General features: G+C 59.1%; 24 protein-coding genes. 8 read left to right on the plus strand and 16 right to left on the minus strand.

Annotated elements, in window-relative coordinates:
• Window positions 1-423: 423 nt before the first annotated feature.
• Window positions 424-2,424: a peroxidase family protein gene (locus R8G34_17010; GenBank protein ID MDW3224552.1), complete on the minus strand. Its 2,001-nt coding sequence runs from the start codon at window positions 2,422-2,424 to the stop codon at window positions 424-426.
• A gap of 244 nt (window positions 2,425-2,668) precedes the next feature.
• Entirely contained in the window at window positions 2,669-3,412 is a 744-nt protein-coding gene (locus R8G34_17015; GenBank protein ID MDW3224553.1) for an aspartate/glutamate racemase family protein, read from the minus strand.
• A 243-nt stretch (window positions 3,413-3,655) separates the two neighbouring features.
• Here R8G34_17015 and R8G34_17020 point away from each other — a divergent pair, with 243 nt between their 5' ends.
• Window positions 3,656-4,900 (plus strand): FAD-dependent oxidoreductase, encoded by a 1,245-nt coding sequence (locus R8G34_17020; GenBank protein ID MDW3224554.1) that lies wholly within the window; start codon window positions 3,656-3,658, stop codon window positions 4,898-4,900.
• Window positions 4,901-5,111: 211 nt separating this feature from the next.
• Window positions 5,112-7,202: a PQQ-dependent dehydrogenase, methanol/ethanol family gene (locus R8G34_17025; protein MDW3224555.1), complete on the plus strand. Its 2,091-nt coding sequence runs from the start codon at window positions 5,112-5,114 to the stop codon at window positions 7,200-7,202.
• 56 nt (window positions 7,203-7,258) lie between these two features.
• Here the strand turns inward: R8G34_17025 and R8G34_17030 are convergent, their stop codons facing one another.
• The 6 genes from R8G34_17030 to R8G34_17055 form a co-directional block, all read right to left on the minus strand.
• A complete protein-coding gene (locus tag R8G34_17030; protein MDW3224556.1) occupies window positions 7,259-7,558 on the minus strand; it encodes a DUF4387 family protein in 300 nt (99 codons plus the stop codon).
• Window positions 7,551-8,906 carry an acyclic terpene utilization AtuA family protein gene (locus R8G34_17035; GenBank protein ID MDW3224557.1) on the minus strand — a complete coding sequence of 452 codons (1,356 nt, stop codon included), beginning with the start codon at window positions 8,904-8,906 and terminating at the stop codon, window positions 7,551-7,553. Before R8G34_17035 ends, R8G34_17030 begins: the two co-directional genes overlap by 8 nt.
• Window positions 8,906-10,411, minus strand: a complete 1,506-nt coding sequence (locus tag R8G34_17040) for a tripartite tricarboxylate transporter permease (protein ID MDW3224558.1) — start codon at window positions 10,409-10,411, stop codon at window positions 8,906-8,908. Before R8G34_17040 ends, R8G34_17035 begins: the two co-directional genes overlap by 1 nt.
• Before the next feature lies 1 nt (window position 10,412).
• The gene (locus R8G34_17045; GenBank protein ID MDW3224559.1) at window positions 10,413-10,850 is read right to left on the minus strand and encodes a tripartite tricarboxylate transporter TctB family protein; all 438 of its coding nucleotides are present in this window, start codon (window positions 10,848-10,850) and stop codon (window positions 10,413-10,415) included.
• Complete coding sequence (locus R8G34_17050) at window positions 10,850-11,818, minus strand: tripartite tricarboxylate transporter substrate-binding protein (protein MDW3224560.1); 969 nt, start codon at window positions 11,816-11,818, stop codon at window positions 10,850-10,852. Before R8G34_17050 ends, R8G34_17045 begins: the two co-directional genes overlap by 1 nt.
• Window positions 11,819-12,340: 522 nt before the next feature.
• Window positions 12,341-12,547 carry a DUF6434 domain-containing protein gene (locus R8G34_17055; GenBank protein ID MDW3224561.1) on the minus strand — a complete coding sequence of 69 codons (207 nt, stop codon included), beginning with the start codon at window positions 12,545-12,547 and terminating at the stop codon, window positions 12,341-12,343.
• Window positions 12,548-12,769: 222 nt separating this feature from the next.
• Between R8G34_17055 and R8G34_17060 the strand changes: the two genes are divergently transcribed.
• The 6 genes from R8G34_17060 (at window position 12,770) to R8G34_17085 (ending at window position 18,360) form a co-directional block, all read left to right on the plus strand.
• Window positions 12,770-13,111 carry a hypothetical protein gene (locus R8G34_17060; protein ID MDW3224562.1) on the plus strand — a complete coding sequence of 114 codons (342 nt, stop codon included), beginning with the start codon at window positions 12,770-12,772 and terminating at the stop codon, window positions 13,109-13,111.
• A 917-nt stretch (window positions 13,112-14,028) separates the two neighbouring features.
• Window positions 14,029-14,340: a hypothetical protein gene (locus R8G34_17065; GenBank protein ID MDW3224563.1), complete on the plus strand. Its 312-nt coding sequence runs from the start codon at window positions 14,029-14,031 to the stop codon at window positions 14,338-14,340.
• 767 nt (window positions 14,341-15,107) lie between these two features.
• Complete coding sequence (locus R8G34_17070) at window positions 15,108-15,461, plus strand: hypothetical protein (protein ID MDW3224564.1); 354 nt, start codon at window positions 15,108-15,110, stop codon at window positions 15,459-15,461.
• A gap of 75 nt (window positions 15,462-15,536) precedes the next feature.
• A complete protein-coding gene (locus tag R8G34_17075) occupies window positions 15,537-15,695 on the plus strand; it encodes a hypothetical protein (GenBank protein MDW3224565.1) in 159 nt (52 codons plus the stop codon).
• 320 nt (window positions 15,696-16,015) lie between these two features.
• Window positions 16,016-16,186: a hypothetical protein gene (locus tag R8G34_17080; GenBank protein MDW3224566.1), complete on the plus strand. Its 171-nt coding sequence runs from the start codon at window positions 16,016-16,018 to the stop codon at window positions 16,184-16,186.
• Window positions 16,187-16,551: 365 nt separating this feature from the next.
• Window positions 16,552-18,360 (plus strand): amidohydrolase, encoded by a 1,809-nt coding sequence (locus R8G34_17085; protein MDW3224567.1) that lies wholly within the window; start codon window positions 16,552-16,554, stop codon window positions 18,358-18,360.
• Between the two features lie 139 nt (window positions 18,361-18,499).
• Here the strand turns inward: R8G34_17085 and R8G34_17090 are convergent, their stop codons facing one another.
• The 8 genes from R8G34_17090 to R8G34_17125 form a co-directional block, all read right to left on the minus strand.
• The gene (locus R8G34_17090) at window positions 18,500-19,123 is read right to left on the minus strand and encodes a trimeric intracellular cation channel family protein (protein MDW3224568.1); all 624 of its coding nucleotides are present in this window, start codon (window positions 19,121-19,123) and stop codon (window positions 18,500-18,502) included.
• On the minus strand, window positions 19,120-19,521 hold the full coding sequence (locus R8G34_17095) for an NUDIX domain-containing protein (protein ID MDW3224569.1): 402 nt from the start codon (window positions 19,519-19,521) through the stop codon (window positions 19,120-19,122). Before R8G34_17095 ends, R8G34_17090 begins: the two co-directional genes overlap by 4 nt.
• On the minus strand, window positions 19,514-19,975 hold the full coding sequence (gene rnhA, locus R8G34_17100) for a ribonuclease HI (protein ID MDW3224570.1): 462 nt from the start codon (window positions 19,973-19,975) through the stop codon (window positions 19,514-19,516). Before rnhA ends, R8G34_17095 begins: the two co-directional genes overlap by 8 nt.
• A complete protein-coding gene (locus R8G34_17105; protein MDW3224571.1) occupies window positions 19,968-20,561 on the minus strand; it encodes a class I SAM-dependent methyltransferase in 594 nt (197 codons plus the stop codon). Before R8G34_17105 ends, rnhA begins: the two co-directional genes overlap by 8 nt.
• Window positions 20,558-21,010, minus strand: coding sequence for a DUF3429 domain-containing protein (locus tag R8G34_17110; GenBank protein ID MDW3224572.1), 453 nt, complete (start codon window positions 21,008-21,010; stop codon window positions 20,558-20,560). Before R8G34_17110 ends, R8G34_17105 begins: the two co-directional genes overlap by 4 nt.
• 58 nt (window positions 21,011-21,068) lie before the next feature.
• Window positions 21,069-21,875: a GNAT family N-acetyltransferase gene (locus R8G34_17115; GenBank protein MDW3224573.1), complete on the minus strand. Its 807-nt coding sequence runs from the start codon at window positions 21,873-21,875 to the stop codon at window positions 21,069-21,071.
• A gap of 9 nt (window positions 21,876-21,884) precedes the next feature.
• The gene (gene ispH / locus R8G34_17120) at window positions 21,885-22,835 is read right to left on the minus strand and encodes a 4-hydroxy-3-methylbut-2-enyl diphosphate reductase (protein MDW3224574.1); all 951 of its coding nucleotides are present in this window, start codon (window positions 22,833-22,835) and stop codon (window positions 21,885-21,887) included.
• A 120-nt stretch (window positions 22,836-22,955) separates the two neighbouring features.
• Window positions 22,956-23,513: an NYN domain-containing protein gene (locus tag R8G34_17125; GenBank protein ID MDW3224575.1), complete on the minus strand. Its 558-nt coding sequence runs from the start codon at window positions 23,511-23,513 to the stop codon at window positions 22,956-22,958.
• Window positions 23,514-23,534 lie beyond the last annotated feature (21 nt).

Here is a 23,534-nt window from a genome sequence, read left to right on the forward strand (position 1 = left end):
CTGGAGCGCGGCCAGATTTCAGATCACCGCGCGGCGCATGTCGCCAAAGCGCAGGGCTGCCCTTGATGCACCAGATGTCGCAGTTGAACAGCCCAAGGTTCTGGAAAGCGTCCATCTTCTGCCAATACCGCGACCTGCCACATGCGCCACCCTCTGCGCCGTTTGTTCGCTGCCCCAGCACGTTTTTTGACACGCGGAATGCGGCAATCCCTGTCACCCGCTTTTCAGGCGCAGGGGGGGACGTGACGTCTATGCCTGCCGCGCACGGACAGTTTCCGACGCGTCTGCGTGACAACTGGCATGGCGGTCAGAGAGCATAACGGCGTGGCCGCAACAACTGCGCCTGCACCCAAGAAACGCACTGTATAGCACCACAGATTAGCGCTCCGAAAAGCCCCAGAAAAACGCCCCGGCGCATAAAGCCTATTCTCGTTGCCAGTCTCTCTGCGTCATGCCCACAAAGCCAAGGGCATCAGGGTTGGCGATGTTGCGCGCCACCAGATCGCGCATTGACCCGCAGGCCGCAATCTGCCCCCAGCCATAGCGTGAAAACGTCGGATGATCCGCATCCGGGTCTGTTGGCGGCTTGAACACATGCTCCGACAGCAATGGATTGGTCAAGGCCTGAGAAAACGCATCCAGTGCCACAAAGGACAGGATCATGCTGGGCAGAGGCGCGTTTTTCACCCGGTCTTCACAGAAGAGTCCGACAAAGAAATCCACCTTTTCCACGTCACCATATGCTTCCTGCAACAGGCTCGAGACCTCCGGGTCAGAACTGATATCAGACATCGTCTCGATGGGCAGGCGCTCCATATATTCCAGATAATCGGTAAAAGGTCGTATCTGGCAAAATCGCCCCTGAGCAACCGAGGCCGCTTCCACGTTGAGCAGGGATTTGGTCGTATTGCGCGGACCCAGTTCACCCGCCTTCTGCGCACTCATATCTTCAAACGCCTGCGCCAACCCAGTCTGGATCAAGGGTAGGTTGTTCATGAAATAGGATTGACCGGTCTGGTGGGTCGTGTCCCCCCATGTGATTTCATCCGGGATCAGCGCGTGCCAGCGGTAAAGCAGACTGAATTCCGTGGTGATCCAGTTGGGCCGGTTCCATTTGGCCTTCCAGGCCGCTTTTGGGTCCGCCTTGATGCGAAACTCACTGGGCGCGATATGATTGATGTAATCCTCCACCACGACCTTGATGAACTGCACCACAACAATGTTGCGGGCGGTTTCAAAAACGCGGTCGTCGTCCCAGTCGGGGTTCAATTGACCCAATTCGCGGGCCAATCTGTTGTGTTCGCGCAGCAACAGCGTGTTGATCATCGCCGTCTGCGGCACCGAATTGGCGCGATCCCCGCCAAATGCAAAGAGCCTTGCGCGCTTCTCGCGCACAGGCTCTGCCACTTCCGGGGGCCCTTCGGCGATGGCTTTATTGAGGTTTTCCAGGCCAAGCGGTTCATCCAGATCCGCAAATTCGGGCTTGATGTCGTCCCCCTCAAACAGGAACGGCGCGAATTCTTCGCCATTTTCAATCTGGCTTTTCAGCTTGCCCCGTTCCTTGTGCCCGGGGTTTTGCACCCGCAAGGCTTGGGTCTGCTCAAGCGTGCGCCCATAAAGCGGGCACAGGTCGATGTTGTGGTTTGATGTGTTCTTTTTCAGCCGATCGGGATCCGTTTCATCGGTTTTTGTGCGGATGAACCCATCTGTCAGGTATTGTGCAAAAGACGGGAAAAGGCAGGTCGATTTGGGACACATGCGTTGTGAGGCATCTGTGCGTGCAAACAAGGGGCGCAGCTTTTCAAAGGGTGGCAGGGCGGTCTGATCCAGCGGCGAAACCCCCAGATGACGCGCGCTCCATGTCTTGTCTGTCAGGCTCGCCCATGAGGTATAAGATGATTTGGTCGAAAAGACATGGGGCCGATTGCGCACCTGATTGACGATGCGATTGATCACGATGCGGTTGATCAAAGCATCCAGCGGCGGGATCATGCCAATGGCGCGCACGATCCACGGCACATTGAGCAATCCCATCGCTTTGTCGCCAATGGCACCAAGGATCTTGCGACGCATCAATTCCACCGGGCGAGAGGTTTTCAAATAGGGGTAATGCGACCAGAACACGGCAGAAAAGATGATGTGCAACAAGGTGTTGCGCAGCCAGGCGTCCTTGATCCAGAAGATGAACAGCGCGGCGGCAAGAACGTTCATCGCCGTCAGGATCCAGAATCCGTGTTTCCAGCCGCGCGCCATGGTGACAATGCCAAAGATGCCAACGAAATGGACCACGCCAAGGAGCCTCAGGACACCCTCACCGGGGCGGTCGCTAAGGTAAATATATCCGCGATAGGCCATGATAAGGCCCACAATCAAACAGGTTGCAAAAAATACAGTATTGCGCGAAAGCGCGCTGTTCTGTGCCATCGTTAATCCTCCGGCGCTGGTTAAATGACTCTCTGAAATACGTTCTATCAGACACTAAAATTCACAATTTTTCTAGTTCAGATTGAGAATTCCGCCAATCTATCAGCGCCACGCGCTGCGTCGGGCGGCGCAAATTCGCTCAAAAAGCGCGTTTCAACGGGTGTTAAAAAGCGGCTTGTCCTGTCCAAAACGGCGGGGATCGTTTCGCCTTGTCACAGGGTGTGGTTTTTAGCGTTCCACGCGGTCAGGGCAGGCGCGGATCATCCAACGCGTGCGCAAACCGGCGTGGTGACAAGGCGGATTGAAACCATGTCACCAGCGAATAGATGGAATAGACAGGCAGGCCGGTGGCCACACGAATATCACGGGCATAGGGCACCATATTTGTGCATTCCAGCACAATGGCCCCAAGATCATCATGGGCCTCCACCAAGGCCTTTGCGGCATCCAGCATGTCCAGACGGCAGGCATCAAAGTCCACCTCAGACCGGTCCGACAGGAACGCATCATGAAACGCACGCCCGCCTTCGGTGCCCATCACGGGCGTATCCTCTGGCGCGCCTGCAGCGTTCAGGTGATCAGCTGTGAGGCTGTCTTTTGAAATGGTCAGAACACCGACGCGTTTGCCGGCTGGCAGCGTCTGGGCAATCATCGGCACCTGCATCAGCGAAGAGGCCGCCACAGGAACGCCCAGTGCTGTCTTCAGATCGTCCTGAAGGACCGATAAAAACCCGCAATTGGTGACGATGCCATCACAACCCATCCGCACCAGGGCCCGCGCCTCGTCAATAAAGGCATCACGCATTTGGCGCGCATCCTGACGTACAATCCGGTCCGGTGTTGCGCCCTCCACGATGCGATAATGCACCGGAAACGGCCAGGTCGTGGCATTTCCAATGTCACCGGGGATGCGCGGAAAGCGCGTTTCCAGCATCAAAATGCCCACCGTCGCGCCGTAAACAGTCTTGCCGCCCGCCTGAACGCCCATGTGGCACCTTTCAAATCCCTATGTGTCCCAAGCATCGCAAATCCCCACAAATGTCCAGTCCTGACATTGCGCGCACTCTGCTCCGCGGGGCGCAGGGCATGAAAGAGGCGACACCGCGCGCAGACGGCACAGGCGTCCAAACATAATGTTGCGCGCCGTTACGCCATGCAAAACCGATTGACGAACCCTCGTGGAACGGCATTCTGCACGTTCCATGTAAAATTCGGCCCTGTAGGACAAACCGTGACGCAAAAAATCATCATCATCGGGGCCGGTATTGTGGGCGTGTCCACGGGCATTTGGCTTCGACGCTATGGCGCGGACGTTACGATATTGGATCGCGGTGCACCCGGACAGGGGACGTCATATGGGAACGCGGGCGTGCTGGCGGCTTGTTCTATGGTGCCTGTGACAACGCCCGGATTGATGCGCAAAGCGCCGGGAATGTTGCTCAACCGGGATTTTCCACTGTTCCTGCGGGCCTCCTATTTGCCCAAACTGGCGCCGTGGTTGATGAAATACCTGCGCCATGCAAATGACGCCGATACGCGGCGCATCGCGACAGGTTTGACGCCAGTCGTGGCGGACACGGTCGAGCAGCACAAAGCCCTGACCCAAGGCACAGGAACCGAGCATTGGGTCAGCGACAGCGATTATCATTTTGCTTATCCCACCCGCGCCGGTTTTGATGCTGACAGCTATGTCTGGTCCTTGCGGCGACTGGCAGGGTTCATCCCGCAAGTGCAGGAAGGCCGCGCCGTGCAGGACCGCGAACCCAACCTCTCGGAGGCCATCGGCTGTTTGGTAACGGTCAAGGATCACGGGTTTATCCGCGACCCCGGAGGCTATGTCGCGGCCTTGGCAGAGGTGTTTACTGAGATGGGCGGGGACATCCGCCAGAGCGAAGTGGTTGATTTTGACCTTTCCGGTGGGCGCATCACATCGGTGATGACCAAGGATGGCACGTTGCCTTGTGACGCGGCCGTTTTGGCAACAGGGGTGTGGTCCAAACCCCTGATGCAAAAACTGGGTATTTCCGTCCCGCTGGAAAGCGAGCGCGGTTATCATATTGTTTTTGAGGGTGCGGAAAACGGCCCACTTGCCCCGACCATGCTCGCAAGCGGGAAATTTGTCGCCACGCCAATGGCCGCAGGGGTGCGTTGCGCGGGGATCGTCGAATTTGGCGGCTTGGAGGCGGGGCCTTCCAAAGCCCCGTTTGAGTTGCTGCGCCGTAAAGTGGCCGAGGCCTATCCCAATCTGACCCATGTGCGGCAAAACGAATGGATGGGGCATCGCCCCGCCCCTGCTGACAGCCTGCCGCTGATTGGTGAAATCGGGCAAAGCGGCGTCATGACCGCATTTGGGCATCATCATATCGGTCTGACGGGCGGGCCTAAAACCGGACGGTTGGTGGCGGATTTGCTGACCGGGCGTGCGCCCAATCTGGACATGCAGGTCTACACGCCGAACCGATTTGCCGCGCGTTAGGACAGGGCTTTAACGCAGCGCGCACCAAATAAAGTCAGAAACTTCCCGTAACAGTTGATTTTACGCGCTGTTTCGCGGACGCTGTTACAACAGCTGATCGTTTTGAAGCGCCTTTGACGGGCGTGGTGTGATCCCAAGAGTGGCATCCAAAGCCACCATGATCGCCATACTTCAAGACGGGGCGCTGCAGGACCAAACGGGAGGAAAACATATGAAATTGTGGCAATGGACCTTTTGCGCCTTGCTTGGGGCAAGTGCTGCTTCGGCGCAGTCCCTGACCGAAGATCAAATCCGCGACATCACAAGCACCATCAATACCGATGCGATCATTCAAAACGCGGATACGACACAGAACTGGCTGAACTACGGGCTGGATTACGCCGAAACGCGCCATTCCAAGCTGACCGGGATTACCACCGAAAATGTGGGTGAACTGGGCCTTGCCTGGTCCCATAACCTGGAGTCCCGCCGGGGCGTCGAGGCAACCCCCATCGTGCTGGATGGTGTGATGTATGTCACCGCCTCCTGGTCGGTTGTGCATGCGCTGGATGCGGTCACGGGCGAAGAGCTTTGGGTTTACGATCCCGAAGTGCCGCGTGATTACGCCTATAAGGGCTGTTGCGATGTGGTGAACCGGGGCGTGGCGATCTATGAGGGGGCCGTTTTTGTCGGCGCTTATGATGGAAACCTGCACGCGATTGATGCGGCCACCGGCGAACGGCTTTGGAAAACCGACACCATCGAAAACCGCGAAATGTCCTATACCATCACCGGCGCGCCGCGTGTGATTGATGGGCGTGTGATCATCGGCAATGGCGGCGCGGAATTCGGCGTGCGCGGTTACGTCAGCGCCTATGACGCCAAATCCGGCGAGATGGACTGGCGTTGGTACGTGATCCCCGGTGATCCGGCGGACGGTTACGATGATCCCTCGATGGAGGCGGCTGCCGCCACGTGGGACCCTTCGGCGGAATACTGGAAAGCGGGCGGGGGCGGCACCATCTGGGACGCGATGGCCTATGATCCCGAGCTTGATCTGCTCTATGTGGGCACGGGCAATGGATCGCCCTGGAACCGGCATCTGCGCTCGCCAGCAGGCGGTGACAACCTTTATCTTGCCTCCATCGTGGCGCTTGATCCTGCGACAGGAGAATACAAATGGCACTATCAGAACACGCCCGGGGATACGTGGGATTACACCTCCACGCAGCATATCATTCTGGCTGATCTGGAAATTGACGGGGCCGAACGCAAAGTCCTGATGCAGGCCCCGAAAAACGGGTTTTTCTATGTGATTGACCGCACGAATGGCGAATTCATCTCCGCTGAACCCTTTGTCGAGGTGACATGGGCCACGGGATATGATGAAAATGGCCGCCCCGTTGAGGCCGAAGGGGCGCGCTCCAAAACCGACCCGTGGGAGACGATCCCCTCGGCTTACGGCGCACACAACTGGCACCCGATGAGCTTTAATCCCGAAACCGGTCTGGTCTATATCCCGGCGCAGGGCGTGCCATTGGTGCAATCGACCGATCCGGCGTGGGAGCTCAATTCGCACAAACCCATGTCCACCATGTCCGGCGTGGGCTGGAATCTTGGATACCTCTTTAATGTGGTCGCTCCGGAGGCCACCGCTTTTGGCCATCTGCTGGCCTGGGACCCCGTCGCGCAAAAGGAAGTCTGGCGCGCTGAATATGTCTCACCCTGGAACGGTGGGACGCTGACCACTGCCGGAAATCTGGTGTTTCAAGGCACCGCGGATGGACGTTTCATCGCCTATGATGCAGCTACGGGCGAGGTGCTTTGGCAAACGCCTGTGGGTTCTGGCGTGGTCGCGGCGCCGGCCACATGGGAAAAGGACGGCACGCAATATGTCACCATCGCGGTGGGCTGGGGGGGCGTCTATGGCATGATGCAACGCGCCACGGATAAGGTCGGACCGGGACGGGTCTATACCTTCAAACTGGGTGGGGAGGCAGCCAAGCCCGAGACCATCACATCTGAGCGGCTGAGCCTTGTTGAGGGCGTTCCCTATGACCCCAACCATATCGCGGATGGCTTGGCGCTTTATGTGTCCAACTGCCTGTTCTGTCACGGTGTGCCGGGCGTGAACAATGGCGGCGGCGTGCCAAATCTGGGGTATTCCGATGCGTCTGTGTTGATGAATGCCAAGGACGTGGTTCTGGGCGGTGCAATGGTTGAGGGCGGCATGCCGTCATTCGCGGACAAGCTAAGCGAGGCAGATGTGGAAAAGCTGATCGCCTTTGTGCAGGGCACGGCGGATGCGGTGCGCCCACAGTAACCTGAAATCCGAGCGGGGCATCCGTGTCCCGTTCGGTCCTGCCGGATCAGGTGATCCTAAATCTCTACTTCCCCCAGCAAGGCGGCCCAAGACGCGCCATGCATGTCGCGATCCGCAACCGAGCCTTGCACCGCCGGGCGGGGCAGGGAGAATTTCACCACATGCAATTGCTCGATATCAAAGCGTTTGATCGCCTGCCCGTCGGTGGCAAAAACCTCTGCCACCCTTGTTGTGCTGAGGTCGTCGCGCACGCGTGCATAGGCCTCAGCCGAGCCGCAGAAGATGTCGATGGTGAGCCAGAAAGGCCCTGCGTTTTTGCTGCGGACTTTTGAAACGAGGCTGCGGAGTTCAGGCAAGGTCAATCACCTCCAGCTCAAATGCCGACATCGGATCGCTCAGATGCAGCACATGGTTCAGGGCAAATTCATAGACCTGACCCTGATGCATTTCAGGGGGTGAAAACAGGAAGGCAAAGGTGGGTTGTTCCTCCTCCTGCGTCAGCGGGTGGTGCAACAGATAGGGGTTCAAAAGCTTGCCAATCTCGCTGGCCTGCGCCTCGGTAGGGGCGGTGATGATCCCGATCACGCCGATCTCCAAAGGTGTCGCCTCGCGTGTCTCCAGCGTCCCAAAACTCGCGGATTGCCCGATCAGGCGCAATTCCAGCGTGAAGTCTTCCGCTGCAAGGTCCATCCGATTTCGCACTTTTGCGCCGCATTTATCCACAATATCGTCGGCCCAGACCTGCGCGTTTGCCACATAATGGGGATCTCTTAACAAGGCCATTACCACGGTGCGACAGCCTACAGGCCGCGCGCCTTCCAGCTTCACGGTATAGCGGTCCGAGGGCACCCATTTGGACCCCTCCACGCGTACCGATGTGCCATCCACCGCCGCATACTCCGCCTGCGTCACATCCAGATAACCACCGGGTTCATACAGGATGAACGGGTCGGAATTCTCATACAGCATATGCGCAGACACTGTATGCGGGCTGGCATGTGCGCCATCGGCAAGTGGTGTGACGGTAAAGCCTGCATCGTCGAACTCGATCGAAATCACGCCCGATTGCGGGTTGGTCGCGCAGAGTGCGCCGCATTCGCCGATCTTGGCCCCGTGCCACGCAGCACCCGCGTGACAGTCGCGCATCAGGGGCAATGCCGCGATGATCGCCGTATCCGTGGTACGCCCCGCGATGATGACATCCGCGCCGGTGTCCAGCGCCGCTGCGATCTGTTCCGCCCCGGCGAGGGCCACGATGTTGGAACAGCTTCGGATGATGTCTGATGTGACATCGGGTGCATTGGCCAGCGGGGTGATATCACCGCCTTCAAAGGCCTGCGCGATCTGGTCGGGGTCCTGTGAGGAGCGCAGCACCGCGATTTTCAAGGGACGGCCCTGTTCCGCAGCGATCTCGCGGGTGATGTCGAGCATCCAGTCCACAGCTGAATCCGCGCCACAGGTGCCAGCCGTGCCAATGACCAGCGGCACGCCCGCCTCAGCCCGCGCTGCCATCAGCCCAGCCCATTCCAATTTGGTTGAGGCACGGGCGTATTTCGACACACCGCGCCCCAGATAAGAGGGCCCGGAATCTGTAGAACCGCCATCAATTGCGATGATGTCAGGCTTTGCCGCGATCCCGCGCTGCAAAGCCTGCGCGTCATAGTTCAGCCCCAGGGCACCCGAAGGGATCAGGACGCGGACCATCAGTCGGTTACCGCCTGCGGCTTTTTAAGGACTCCGCGCAGGAACATCGGGGCGACGAAACCCGCGATGGCCGCGATCCACAAGCCGATGGCGATGGGCGTGGAGAACAGAAAGGCAAAATCCCCATCCGACAGCACCATGGCACGGCGCAAAGCGTCCTCCATTTTGCCGCCCAAAAGGATGCCCAAAATGATTGGAACGGTTGGTATATCCAGCTTGCGCAGGATATACCCAAGCAAGCCAAAGCCGACCATCAGCAGCAGATCGAAGTAGCTGCCCGACAACGAATAGATCCCCACAAAGGAAATCATCGTCACACCCGGTAACAGCACCCAAGGCGGGACCATCAGGACCTTTACGAAAATCTTGACCATCGGCACGTTCATCAAGAGCAATACCACATTGGCGATCAGCAGCGAGGCGATGAGGCCCCAGACAACTTCGGGCCGGTCGGTGAACAGGGTCGGCCCCGGCGTAATGTTCAGCGTCATCAACAGCGCCAATAGCACGGCGGTGGTTCCCGACCCCGGTACGCCCAGCGTCAGCATGGGCACGAGCGCCCCGCCCGCGGCTGAGTTATTGCCTGCTTCTGGGGCCGCGACACCTTTGGCCACACCGGTGCCAAATCCGCCTTTGGGACCGGCGATGGATTTTTCGGACATATAGGCGAGGAACGAGCCAAGTGATGCCCCCGCACCGGGTAGAATTCCGGCAACAAAGCCCACCCCAGAGGCCCGCAGCATGGTCCATTTGGTGGCCGCGATGTCTCTCCAGGGGATGCGGACCTTGTCGAGCTTCACGCCCAGAGAAGAGCCTTTGCCGTGGCTTTCGATGAAAAAGAATATCTCGGCGATGGCAAACAGCCCGACGATTGCAACCAGGAAATCAATGCCATCGTAAAGGTGCAGGTTGCCGCCCGTCAGACGCGGCAGGCCAGAGGAGGAATCAACCCCGATCATGGCGATCCCGAGACCGATGCAGGAGGCCAGTGCCGCCTTGGCCTGATTGTTCGAGGCCATGCCCCCCAGCGTGCAGAACGCCAGCAGATACAGCGCGAAATACTCAGCCGGGCCAAACAGATAGGCCACGCGCGCCAGCATCGGTGCCAGCAACATCAAGCCGATGGTTGCGAGAAAGGCGCCGACAAAAGAGGCCACACCGGAGAGCACCAACGCATCACCTGCGCGCCCCTGTTTGGCCATGGGATAGCCATCCAGCGTGGTCATCAACGCGGGTTCGTCCCCGGGAATGTTCAGCAGGATGGACGAAATCCGCCCGCCATACATCGCGCCGTAATAGACCGACGTCATCAGCACCAAGGCAGAGGTCGCATCAAGCCCCATGGTAAAGGTCAACGGGATCAGGATCGCCACGCCGTTTGAGGGGCCCAGACCCGGCAATGCGCCGATGATCGTGCCCAGAAAGCACCCGGCAACCGCCAGCATCAGCGTGAACGGCGACAGGGCGACGCTGAATCCCAGCGCCAGATTTGCCATCATGTCCATGTCAGAACCATCCCTTTGGGAAGGCCACTAGACCCAAACCCAGTGCAAATTTGAAAAGTATGAACAGCCCGACAGACAGACCGATGCCCGAGGCAATGGCCGGCAGGGGGCGCGGCGAAATCTGATAACTCAGAATGCCGGCTGCAAAAATGGTCGGGATCACAAACCCTAACGGTTTTAGTGCATAAGCATAACAGATCAACACGATCACGGCGATGGCCAAACCTCCCCAGGTGCGGGCTGCAGGCCAATCGGGATCAGGATCCGGCTTGAAAATCATCACCAGCGCGCAGATTGCGGCCACCGCACCGATCAGCATCGGAAATGCCTTGGGGCCGACGGGGTCGCTTAGAAAACTGGTCTGGATCTGCGTGGCGCTCGCGATATACGCGAGCGCCACAAAGAGCGTGACCAGACCGAAAATCCGGTCACTTGCCATTACTGGATGACTCCCAGCTCTTTGGACATGGTGTTGATTTCGCCCACAAGGCCATCAACATAGGCTTGGAAATCGCCACCAACCTTGGTGAAGGGTGCCAGACCATTAGCGACCATGGCTTCTTTCCACTCGTCGCTATCCGCAACTTGTTGCAGTTTTCCAGCCCATTCATCGAATTTGGCGTCCGAGATGTCTTTGGGAACGTAAAGACCGCGCCAGTTCACCGCGACCACGTCGAGGCCCTGTTCCTTGGCTGTCGGGATGTCGTCAAAGCCCGGCACACGCTCGTCGGTCAGAACCGCAATCACGCGGATTTCGCCCGCTTTGAGAAACCCAACCACTTCGGACATGTCGCCCGTCATCGCTTGGGTGAACCCGCCGACGGTCTGGGTGATCGCATCCGCGCCGCCATCAACGCCGATGTATTTCACTTTCTTGATGTCGGTGAAGCCCGCGCGTTGCAGGATCATCAGCGGTTTGATGTGATCAAAACCACCCACGGCAGACCCACCCGCAAACGCAACGGAACCGGGGTCGGCTTTGATTGCGTCGACCAGATCATTCAGCGACTGAAACGGGCTGTCGGCAGCCACGGCAATCACACCGGGATCGGCCCCAATCGCGCCAACGAAACGGACCTGATCCGCCGTCATGCCCGCATAGGCGTTTTGCGCCAGACGGGTGGAGGTGGCTGTGGAGGCCGCAACGATCAGATCCTCGTCCGAACCGCGCTCCGCGACCACGTGGTTATAGGCAAGACCACCGCCCGCTCCGGCCATGTTGGTGACCTGAACCGGTTTGTCCACCGCGCCAATGTCATACATGATCTTGCCGATCTGGCGGCAGGTGAAATCCCAGCCCCCGCCGGGGTTGGCCGGTGCGATACATTCGGCAGCGTATGCGCCCCCTGTGACGCCCACAGAAAGCACGGCACCCGAAATGAGCGCCTTGAAAAAGCGTTTTGTCATTGGTTCCTCCCATTTGACACACGGGTCTCCACCCGTTTCATGTGATGACCAGACTTTAGGAACCTGACACCGAACTGTCACGCCACAAAATGGCCCACCTTTTTTCGGCACCAAAACGCGGCAAATCTCGGGGGAGCGTATATGTGTGGCAACGCCTTACTTACCGGTAGATCCGGGTGCCCCGTACTGGGTTATTATGTGCCGGGCAGCTACGCGAGGACACGTCTTGCGGATACGCCGGGCATTGTGGTGGTTGAGATGGGCAATTTTGTCTCGATGTGCTGCGCACAGCATTGATCCCCGGGGACCGCACAAAACCCCGGCGAGGCCGGAGTAGAGATTGGCTTGCTGGCGGGTCTGAACGCGCAAACCGGCCTGTCGTCCGTGGCGGGCGCCGTATCCCAGAACGAAGCCGTGATCTGCCCGATGCGTCTTACCCCGGGCTTGCTGATAGTCCTGGGTCAAATCTGCCAGGATGCGTTCCTGCGCAATTGGATCACCTCGATGGCGCAGGACCAAACGCTACCCCCGGCGCCGCTGCCACTCGGCCACCACATCGCCCATCGTCTTGTCGCTGCCATCCTTGATCCAGGCCATGAAGGCGCGGTCAAACTTGAAGTCAGGCCCGCATTGCGCGGTCATGAAGCGCCGCACATTCTGCGTGTTTCTGTACCCTTTGGTCACCGGTGTCTCCGGGCCAATCGCGTCAGAATGCCAATCGAAAACCATGCCATGCCCCTTGTCTGCTTATGCTTTGACATTACAGGCATCTGTGTCGGCGCGCCAAACGATTGCCGCTCTGGTCCGCAAAAAATTGCCAAAAACCCGACGCCTGCCGGCGTGTTCTGATTGACCCGTGCGGCCAATCGGTGCTGCGGACAGATTGGAAAAAAAATTTGACTGGCTCTGACATGTATTTATTCTCCGGGCAGGTGTGAGGGAGAAAGTATCGTGTTTCGAAGCTTTATTTTGGTATGTCTGATGGTGGGGTCGCCCCTTTACGCCGATCCGAACAACAAAATCCCGACGCACAGGTCGATCAAGCTCGATATCGGCCAATCGGTTATCGTGAACGGCTATCGCGGCGAATGCGGGAAACGTCCGACGAACGTGGATCCCAATCGGACGCGCGAAACCAAGCTGGGCACGCTGAGCAATGGCAAATGGGGCGTGACCAAAAGTCGAACCTGTGGGGGATGGACACCCGCGGTTGAAGTCATCTTCACGGCAAAAAAGAAGGGCCGCGAAACTATCGAAGTCGCAGGCACGAAAATCAAGGTTGCGGTGCGCTGAATTCCGGGTCAGTTCGGTCCGGATGCATTGCCGCTCCGGTACCACACCTCACACCGGCAGGGCGGCCAGTGAACCTCGAAAACCAGCCTGTTCAAAGACCCAGGCCAGGCCCGATCACAATACCTGCGCGGGCCGTCCCGACGGTTGGCGCGCACAAGCCGCCATTTTGCCTCCGCCAGGTGGGTTTTGGCGCAGCGTCCATCCCCTATCAACGCCAGCTTCATATCGGGTGAAGCGCGCTGTCGGCTTGGCTGCCTCTGGTTTGTTTTTGATCACTGGCCCCGCGCAAGGGCGCGCATTTTTTCAGGACCAGCGTTGGCTAAATTGGGTTTTCTGTCGAGATCGGCGGGCATGATCGCAGGTCTGGAGTTTTGGGCATGGTGAACGGTTTTTGTGACGCCGCGTGTTTCATTTCTGCCCGCGGGGTCACGCACCGGATCCGTGACGATCTGCGATCCATCAATTTCCCGAACGATTGTGGCCGTTCCGAAAAAGCATGTATGATAAACGCCCATTCTTGATGGCCATACACGCTGTTAAGGCGGCTGCTTTCAGGATGACCAAAACGACAATTCTCTCTCACTGCCGATCAAATGGATACATTGGAACCGTCGCAGCTTCGGTTGGTGACAGCGGATTCTGAAGCTGCACTTGCCTTGTCCCTCACCGGAAACGGATCTGTTTTTGTTGCCAAGACGACCCGGCTGGACAGGATCCCGCAAACACAACGCGCCTTGCCGAAATACAATCGGCGTCTGGCAGCAACGGGCCATTCATTACCGCGTCGGATGTGTCAATGACACTGACAGCGCTCTTGGAGACGATCACTATCCGCGATCTGGCCATTGTTTTCGGGATCAGACACTATGCAAAGGCTGATCTGCGCGGTTGTCTAACGCAAAGCGCCCATCATCTACATGCCTGCGGCCACAAAGATCATCGGTCTTTGCACTGGCGTTCTGATACGCATGGCGGCTTTCGGGCAAACCGTGACAACGCCGTGCTGGCCTGCAAGGGACGCGCAAAGCGGCGATCCCGACACGCATATTGCAACCGATCCGATGGTGATCCGAGAGGGGTGCATCACAACGGCAGGCGCAGCGTATTTTGATGTGGTCCTTTCAGACCATCAGTTGGGGACGGGCGCGCAAATCTCACTGCTTTGTCTGAAATCAGGACAGAATGCAGCAACAGGCGTGCGCCATACCCATGCCCGCGGCCTTTCTTGACCTCAACTGCTCAAGGTTGATCGAAGGTTTCTCAACTGGCAAACAGGTCCGGATCGCCAACAGCCACCCCGGACATGCCCCTGCAGACCCGTCAGAGACATTGTCAGCGGGATGTTTAGAAATCCCATGGGTATTCAAAAAGCAACACGGTTGCGCGGCGCAAGATACACACCGGAGTTCACTCACTATGTCATGGACCACATCCCAGAGATCGCGCGGTATGAGGATAGAAACCCATGCCGGTGGACGCAACGCGCCCGGTGCAGCATGACGCCGGCGGCCCGTCGCCGGATGCGCAGGACCTATATGTGACAAGGCTGCGGGGATGCGGTTCCAGTGATCGTCGCGCGCCAAGGGCATCAATGCCGCTGATTTGCTTGCACTTGCAATCAGGGGTGCCGTCGCGCCGGAACCTGCGGCGCGCGCAATCATCAGGTCCCCGATGAGTGTCGCGAGACGGGGCCAGGCCTTTTCATTTTTCCTCAGAAGCGGGCCCGCCAGAAAGGCCATGGCAGATCCGTTTTCAGTGCCCATGCGGTGCTTTGCCTCAAAGCAACAGTCCGCATATGCGACGGTGCAACGCGCTCCGCGTGGATTATTGGAAGGCAGGGTTGGCCTTGAAAACCTCTTCAAGGCCCACCCGCAATGCGGAATGAAATGCGCCGCCCCTGGACTTTACAGGCGCGTAAAAAGTTCCGGATGTTACACCCGTTTCCTTGGCAATAGAGTCGACACCGACCCACGCATGCCCAGCCCTTCGAAAGCGCTTGTCCGCAGACCGCATCGGCGCGAAATTTTCGGAAATTATGTTTAAAAACAATATATTGAAATTTGATACAACGATTACTGCATTTTTGCATAGACGCCTGAAAGCCTTCAAATTGGCAATATTTTGGTCGCTCAATTTTGGCCTTCTGGTCACAGTAAGGCGGTACGCCCCACAGCAAGCGCCCATGTCTCCACGGATGCGCCCAAACGCTTTCATCTACGCCAAGCTTCTCGCGTGGATGCCGTTTTCCGATATGCTCTGGCAGGAGTCGAGCACGGCAATTCCAGCAGAGCCGGGCTTTATCGATAACGCGTGGCTCTCCGGTATGAGCGCGCAGGCGGTCGGCGGGTGATGCAGCCTCCCAAGCGTTCCGGATGCGCTGCGCTGCTACGCCAGTTTCTTCCCGGTATTGGTGCGGGAATTTGGCTTGACGCAAACCACGCGCGCGTTCGACGCAGCAGCGAAGGCGAGCGCGGACGAGACACCAACAGATTGTCGCGGCACTGTGACACAAGCGCCCGGTGTTCTGGTAGATACCGACGTCTGGGCAGTCGTCCCTTTTGATCTGGCACGGTTACGCGATTGAAATCCGGTGTTGCTGTGGCAGCGCGGCCTGCGGTCCAATGTCGGTTGAGCGGTCTCAGCACCAAAACGTCTGGAAGCCTTCGATGTGGTTGAAAACGCAAGGCAGTATACGCTCGATGATTTGCCTGAAACGGCGGCCTCCCTGCACGCTGCGTGTACGACACGCATCTTTGGCAGATGTGTGAGCACGGGCGGAACTTTCTTGACTACCCTCGGCATAGGTTGATCGACGGCGAGACTATGAAACAGACAGCATTTGCCGCAACGATCCCGGCTGTCATGCTTTGAAGTAATGCCGCCATACCCGCAGATTGCATTCAGATGGGAGGCGTCAGCGCGCCCGGCTTTTTTGAGGAGGGCAATGATACACCGCGGACCATCTCGGTGGTACTTACCGGGACCGCGCAGAATAATGCAGGCAAGATCACCGCGATCCACAGGACTGAAACGGGCATGTCGCATGACTTCGGCTGCAGATGGGGCCATGCCTGATGCGCCCATCTCGTTTGACCCCGACGCGTGCGCGCAATATGCGAGGCGGCCTCGGCCGAGCGCAAGCGGTCAGATTGGCCCTTACAAAGGCTTTTGTAACCCGGTTGTCGTCCTGTCCGACCCGGGCACCACATCGCGCATCGCGCACTGTCCGGGCGTAGCGCGCAAAAGGTTGCAGGCGGTGCAATGCGCCTGAAATGCATAGCGAAAACCTGGGCAGCATTGCCGAAATCCAGCTGGTCAATTTGGTCTGCATTTTGTCAATCGGCTGCGCCGTGCGGGTGGACAAAGCTGATGCCTGTCGAACCGTCAGCTTCGTTTTCAGGGCATCATTGACGCTCTGACACCGAAACTGTAAAAATGATGTGACCTCGAACAGTGCCGTTGATGGCAGCATTTCTTATGTAGAAGAGGCATTCCCGATGTTGCGCGCCGTGTCCTCACAGATTTTTCGCTCCCTGGCCCTGGCGGTTCTGCTTCCGGCCTCGTCAGGCTTGGCGCAAGACACCGAGATAACCGTCTATGTCGCCGAAAAGATCATCACAATGGATCCGGGGCTGCCGGAAACAACTGCCGTGGCGGTACAGAACGGCCGGGTCGCGGCTGTTGGTGACCTTGAGGATCTGCAGGCATTGATCGACCGTTTTCCACACCAGATCGACCGGACCTTCGCGGACAAGATCCTCGTGCCCGGACTGATTGCGGCACATGAGCACCCCTTTATCGCTGCCAGTACAATCACCCATCGCCCGCTTGTGGCCTTCTATGCGACCCCCAACCCGTTCGGGACAGATATTGCAGGCGTTGCCAGCAAGCAGGAGGCAATGGCGCGCCTGCAAGAGGTGGTGGCGCGTGATCCGGAGTCGAGCGACACGATCTTTACCTGGGGATATGACGTGATCGCGATGGGGGGGCATCTGAGCGGTGATGATCTTGACGCGATCTCGACAACCCGCCCGATTATCGTCTGGGACGCGTCGGTCCATTTCGCCTATGCGAACACGCCCTATATGGCTCAGATCGGTGTCACTGCCGAGGACGCGACAAAGATCCCCGGCATCGAACTGGGCCCGGATGGGGTGCCAAACGGACAGTTCCTTGCTGTCGAAGCGGCAGCCTTTGCGCTTGTCCCGGAAATCACCAAGTTCCTTGCCAATATGGGCCCGGCGGTCGACAAGATCACCGCGCTCAACCGTCAGGCAGGCATCACCACAACAACCGAATTGGCATTCGGATCGCTCAACCCGGAATTCGAGCGGGAATTCTTCAGATCATACTACAATGATCCGGACATGCCGCAACGAGTCGTGGTGGTGGCTGATGCGCGAACATATTCCCGGCTGCACGGGGAAGACGCCGTCAGGGCGGTCACTGAACTTGCCGAAGACAACACCGACAAGGTCATCTATTCCGGCATCAAGTTCTTTGCCGATGATGCCTTTCTCGGTCTGGCCATGGCGCTGCGCGAGCCCGGCTATCTGGACCCTGACCTGAAGGGCATCTGGAACACCCAGCCCGAGGCAATGTTCGAGGCGATGCTGCCCTGGTGGGAGGCGGGCTTCCGGATCCACATTCACTCGAACGGGGACGCGGCACAGGATGCGGTTCTGGATGCGCTGTCCGAGCTGCAGAACCACAAGCCGCGCTTTGACCACCGGTTCGTGTTTGAACATTTCGGCCTGTCCTCACTGGATCAGATCCGGCGGCTGAAAGCGCTCGGCGCTGTCGCCAGCGTCAACCCCAGCTATGTCTATCTGCGCGGTGATCTCAATGCTGCCTATATCGGACGCAACCGCGCGGCACAGGCGGCGCGGCTGGGTACGCTGACGGCAAATGGCGTGCCGACAACCATCCACTCCGATTTACCGGTGGCCCCGGCGCAGCCGTTGTTGTTGATGTGGATCGCCGTAAACCGTTTTGGTCAGTCCGGTGAGGTGCTTGCGCCCGCTGAGCGCGTTACGGCGGAACAGGCGTTGCGCATGGTGACCATCGACGCCGCCTATGTGCTGGGCATGGACGACCGCATCGGCAGCATCGAACCGGGCAAATACGCCGACTTCACAGTGCTCGAAGAGAACCCGCTTGAGGTCGCACCCGAGACCATCCGCGACATCGGCGTCTGGGGTACCGTCTTTGCTGCGAAGAAGTTCGCAGCGCCCGCAAAAAAGCCATAATGGCACCGACCTTTCAGTGCCAGCGGGCGTTCCAGCCACAAAACCGGGGGCGGTGCGGCAACCTACTGGGCTATCGCGCAACTGGCGCTGGCGGTTTGGCCCGGCTCACTCCCAATAAACAACCGGCGTGTCCCGGCGCTCACGTTCTCGGCGGGCGCGATTTATAGACCGGCAAGCGCCAGCCAAAAGCCAGCGAGCCGGCGCGCAAGGCCCATGTGACGCCGGAGCACAACGCCAGCGCGGGCAGGGCGTCCGGAAAATAGGGGCGCGCGAAGGCCGCCACGGTCGCACCGGCAAAGGCCGCCGTCACATAAAGCTCACCCTGTTTCAGCACCAGCGGCACGTCATCCAGCACCACATCGCGCAACAGACCCCCCATGCACCCGGTAATGGTGCCCATCAGAACCACAACCAAAATCGGCTGATCCAAGGCCAGCGCCACGCCCGTTCCGGCTGGAACCGCCACGGCCAGTGCAAAACTGTCTAGCCAGATCAGTGTCTTGAGGCGGCTTTCAAACAGATGTGCTGTCAGAAACACCAGCAAGGCGGCCCCGCAAGCTACCCCGATATAGGCAGGCTGCGCGATCCAGAAGATCGGATTGCGATCCAGCAAGACATCGCGCACCGTGCCGCCCCCGACCGCCGTCAAACAGGCCACAAAAGCAAAGCCCACAATGTCGAGTTGCTGGCGGCTGGCCACCAGCGCGCCAGTCAGCGCAAAGACAAAGACGGAGGCATAATCGAGAAAACTGATCAGGGTCATAGGGCCGTCTTTATCCATTCAAACGCGCGTGCGTAAGGGGGCGCAAACCCTTCGGGCAGTGGCGCATCTAGTTCTAGCCAGAAAAACCGGAACAGATGCCCACCATCATCTGCGCACAGATGCTGCCAGTTGGGGCGCAGGGGTCCCGCCAACCGGCACAGGCTGAAATGCCAGCGCGTCCCTAGGGCAATATCCGGGCTGGATCCCAGATAAATCGCGGCGCGTGTTTCCAGCCCGCTTTCCTCGAAAAGCTCGCGGGCGGCGGCTTGCTCGGGGCGCTCGCCTGCTGCCACGCCACCCTTGACCAGTTGCAACCCGGCTTGCGGGTGTTCAAAAGCTGCGATCCGGCGCGGCACACCGTCCAGATGCAGGGCCACCGGGCAGGCGATGTCACGCATTGGAAGGTTTGAACGGGGCCATGCCCGCGCGGGCCAATTCATCCGCGCGCTCGTTTTCAGGGTGGCCGGCGTGGCCCTTGACCCATTCCCATGTTACGTCGTGCTGTGCGTTGGCCGCATCAAGGCGTTGCCAGAGTTCGGCATTGGCCACGGGCTTTTTCGCGGCGTTTTTCCAGCCGTTTTTCTTCCAGCCAAAGATCCACGAGGTGATCCCGTTTTTGACGTAATTGCTGTCGGTCACGATTGTGATGCTGGAGCGGCGCGACAGGGATTCAAGCGCGTTGATCGCCGCCAGCAACTCCATGCGGTTGTTGGTGGTATCGGGTTCGCCGCCCTTGAGTTCGCGTTCCTTGACGATTTTGTCGCCATCCATCGCGCGCATCAAAGCGCCCCAGCCCCCGGGGCCGGGATTGCCCGAACAGGCGCCATCGGTATATGCAAATAATTCAGCCATGAGCGCTGAGGCATATCCACGGTGCCTCCTGACCGTCAAGGCCTTTTCCAGACCCTGTGGCGCGATAGGTCACGGCGAACCCTGCGTCCTCCAGCAACCCCGTCAATTCGCTGTCCGTATAATAGGTGTAAAACCGCCCTACGCGATCGCGTTTGCTGCCCTCACCGGATTTCAGCGCAATGTGAAACCGGCCGCCGGGGTTCAGGGCGGTGGCGATTTGGGTCAAGTGGCGCGGCATGTCTTCGCGCGCGGCGTGCAAGAGTGAGAAATTGGCCCAGATGCCGTCATATTCATTCTCTGCATTCAGATCATCAAAGCTCGCTTGCCGCGCCGTGACGCCTGCATGGGCGGCGGCCATCTCGACCATTTCCGGCACCGGGTCGTAGGCGGTGACCACAAGGCCCGCGCGCGCCATTTCCGCTGCAAAGTCTCCGGGTCCACAGCCGAGGTCCAAAACGGTGCCTCCCTTCGGAATATCCGCGATGAACGCGGCCAGCAGCGGGTCTTTCGCCACCACGTCTTTGAGCATGTCGGCATATTCTGCTGCCTTGTCACCATAGACCTTCAGGGTTTCATTATCGCTCATAAGAACACTCCGACGCTGAGGCACAGGATTACAATCGTAGTCAGTAAAAGGCGTAGCGACATCCACCAGCTCGGCGTCAGCCCCCAGCGCCAGAAGGCGAAATCCAGCACCAGAAGGCCTGCAAAGCCGAAAATCAGGTTCATACCTGCTGTGACCGGCCCGCCGCCCGTCATGAAGAATGCCCAGAGGGCGGGAATGACGGACAGGGTGTAGCCAACGGCAGCCCGCGTCCCGGCGGTTTTGGTGGCAAACCCCCAGAGCACGCCAGACATGAAGGACAGGATAACCGAGCCGTAAAACAACTGGATGTAGGGGCCGATGAAGCGGGACCCGAGGCTGCGCAAACCCCAGTCGGCCAAGGGCTCAATAAGATAGGTTGCCGCGCCCCACAGGAAGGGGATCAACCCGGCAAGGCCAAGGATCAGGGGGGCGGGCGGGATACGTTTCATGGGCGCCACAATGAGACCGCGGGCAGGGCGAGGCAAGAGGCAAGACGGCGCATGCGGCTCACTTTGTCATACGCCCGCCGGGCACGAGACTGGGATCGGCAATGCCCAGGATCCCGCTGTCGCTGGCGGACAGGCCCAGACGCGCACAAACTGCCTCAGAGGGGGCGTTGCCCGGCTCCACACCGGTGAAAAAGCGGCTAAACCCGTGCCGTTGGTTCATGTGGAGCATGACCTGTGCACCCAGCAGTAAAGACAGCCCATGCCCGCGCCACGCAGGATCCGTGGCCAGCATGCCCCACCAGCATTCATGTTGGCCCAAGGGGTGCTCGGGGTGGGAAAAGGCGGCCGCCGCCGCGCAGGACACAACTTTGCCCGCCTCGTCCAGCGCCATCAGGCACAGACCCGGGCGCAGCGCACCACTCAGCACGGCAAGGTTGGGCGGCAGCACGCCACAGGCCAGCGCCATATCGGCAAATGACGCCCGGATCTCATGGGGCGTTTCAGGCGACAGCCACGCGGTTTTGAGCGGTTTTGGCAAGGGACGGTCATTCAGGGTCTGCTGCGCCATCTGCAATGCGGTATTGCCCCCTTCCCAGCGGGCGTAGCGCTGGGGGACAAAACCGCTGTGTTCCGCCTCATCGCTCAGCACGGTCATCTCTGCCAGCGGCACACGCGCGTAATTGGTGCTGCCCTGCAATCGCGCCAGATGGCTCAGATGTTCGAACGGGGCGTCCTGCGGGCTGAAAATCCCCACTGCGCGTCCGTAATAGGTGAAATGCGTCGCATCGCGCGTCAGATCAAACAGCGCGCGCCCACGATGCAACAGCACCTGTTGCGCCTCCGCGCCAAAATAATCCTGCGGCATCGCGCGGCCTTACGCCGGTTCGCGCAGCACGCGCGGCACCTTGAACTCCACGTTCTCAACAGCCGTCTCCACCACGTCCCGTGTCACGGTGTAATGCGCGGAAAATGCGTCGATGACCTCATTGATCAATACCTCAGGGGCCGATGCCCCGGCGGTGATCCCGATGCTGGTGATTCCCTGTAAGCTACGCCAGTCGATGTCGCTCGCACGCTGCACCAGTTGCGAATATTTGCATCCTGCGCGCGCGCCCACCTCGACCAGCCGTTTTGAGTTGGAGGAGTTTGGCGCACCGACCACCAGCATGGCATCGCATTTCGGCGCCATGGCCTTGACCGCTTCCTGCCGGTTGGTGGTCGCATAGCAGATGTCTTCCTTGTGCGGGCCGACAATGCCGGGAAACCGTGCCTGCAAGGCGGCGACCACATCGGCGGTGTCATCCACGCTCAGCGTTGTTTGGGTGACATAGGCCAGCCGCTGCGGATCACGCACTTCCACGGTGGCCACATCGCCGGGTGTTTCCACCAGCAACACATCCCCTTCGGGCAGTTGCCCCATGGTGCCCACGGTTTCAGGGTGGCCGGCGTGCCCGATCATGATCATCTGCAACCCGTTGTCCGCATGGCGCTGGGCTTCGATGTGCACCTTGCTGACCAAGGGGCAGGTCGCATCCACATAGACCATTTCACGCGCGGCGGCGGCGGCGGGCACCGATTTTGGCACGCCGTGGGCAGAAAATATCACCGGCCGGTCGTCGGGGCAGTCATCCAACTCCTCAACAAACACCGCGCCCTTGTCGCGCAGCGCGTCGACCACGAATTTGTTGTGCACGATCTCGTGGCGCACATAGACAGGCGCGCCCCATTTATCGAGCGCCATCTCGACGATCTTGATGGCACGGTCCACGCCTGCGCAGAATCCACGCGGGGCCGCCAGATAAAGGGTGAGAGGGGGTTTGCTCATGGTACTGCTCCGGACCCGCACCAAAGGTGCGTTAAAACTCATGGGACCAGAGTTAAGGCTTTGCTGCCCAAGCGTCCAGAGGGGCGTGCTGTCACGCCCCCCGGGGTATTCTCAAACGCCTCAGCCGGTGGCGGCAGCATCCGGGAATTCACGCGGCGGGCGGCCGATCACATCCTTGAGTTCGTCCAGCTCGATGAAATTATCGGCCTGACGACGCAAATCGTCTGAGATCATGGGTGGCTGGCTGCGAATGGTCGATACAACCGAAACGCGAACGCCGGAGCGTTGCAGGCTTTCCACCAGCGGGCGGAAATCGCCATCGCCGGAAAACAGCACGATGTGATCGACACGTGATGCCAGTTCCATGGCATCCACGGCCAGCTCAATGTCCATGTTGCCCTTCACTTTCCGACGGCCCATGCTGTCGGTGTATTCTTTGGCGGGCTTTGTCACCATGGTGAAGCCGTTGTAATTCAGCCAGTCAACCAAAGGACGGATCGGGGAGTATTCGTCATTTTCCAGAAGCGCTGTGTAATAAAACGCCCTCAGAAGTTTGCCCCGACGCATGAACTCGGTGCGCAGCAATTTGTAGTCGATATCAAAACCAAGCGACTTTGCAGCGGCGTAGAGATTCGATCCGTCGATGAACAGCGCGAGCCGTTCGTCCTTGTAAAACATTTTTTGTCCTTCCGATGTGTC

This window comes from Paracoccaceae bacterium (assembly GCA_033344815.1).
In the GTDB taxonomy this organism is placed as follows: Bacteria; Pseudomonadota; Alphaproteobacteria; order Rhodobacterales; family Rhodobacteraceae; genus Roseobacter.